The organism is Neisseria sp. P0016.S008, from assembly GCF_051957775.1.
Classification (GTDB): Bacteria; Pseudomonadota; Gammaproteobacteria; order Burkholderiales; family Neisseriaceae; genus Neisseria; species Neisseria flavescens_B.
On sequence record NZ_JBQCWB010000052.1, the window covers coordinates 1 to 233 of the forward strand.

Annotated in this window: 1 pseudogene; it reads right to left on the reverse strand. The window is 54.5% G+C overall.

What is annotated here, in order from left to right:
• Positions 1–233, reverse strand: a pseudogene (locus ACTHS8_RS10950) (ornithine carbamoyltransferase); the annotation flags it as partial.

Consider the following 233-nt stretch of genomic DNA (forward strand, 5'->3'; position numbering starts at 1 on the left):
CCCTAAAACACGCGCCGTATCCTTAATGCTTTCCTTATGCCCGATTTGGCTGGCAGAAGGTTCCAGATAAGTTACCCCTGCGCCTTGGTCGCGTGCGGCCACTTCAAACGCGCAACGGGTGCGGGTCGATGTTTTCTCGAAAATCAGGGCGATGTTTTTTCCCTTCATACGCTGCACCTCGCGCCCTGCTTTTTTAGCGGCTTTCAATTCGGCGGCAAGGTCGAGATAGGTGG